1 protein-coding gene is annotated in these 246 nt (G+C 34.6%); it reads right to left on the bottom strand.

The window, feature by feature from the left end:
• The coding region (locus tag AAEY88_RS15015) for a hypothetical protein (protein ID WP_350563676.1) at nucleotides 1–246 on the bottom strand (246 nt) is incomplete at both ends.

The following is a 246-nucleotide window of genomic DNA, read 5'->3' as shown; positions in this document are numbered from 1 at the left end:
GAGTGTATTTTTCTATTTCTAGCCCAATTTCATCCAGCAAGAATTTATGAATATCTTTTAACGAATAAGGCAATTGACTAATATCAATGAGAATTTTTAGTGGATCATGGCCCATATTGTCTCCGCTAAAATGCGGAAATATTTCCATAAAGTCTTGCTTACCAAGCACTTTAATATGGTTGAGCGAGGTCATTTGTTGTTTAAATTCTTCCACATGTTTTAGCAAGGCATTGAGCAGCTTATAGC

This window comes from Psychrobacter sp. CAL346-MNA-CIBAN-0220 (genome assembly GCF_040309805.1).
GTDB lineage: Bacteria > Pseudomonadota > Gammaproteobacteria > Pseudomonadales > Moraxellaceae > Psychrobacter.
Note: the sequence above shows the minus strand (reverse complement) of the source record. Positions and strands in the feature narration are given on the sequence as shown.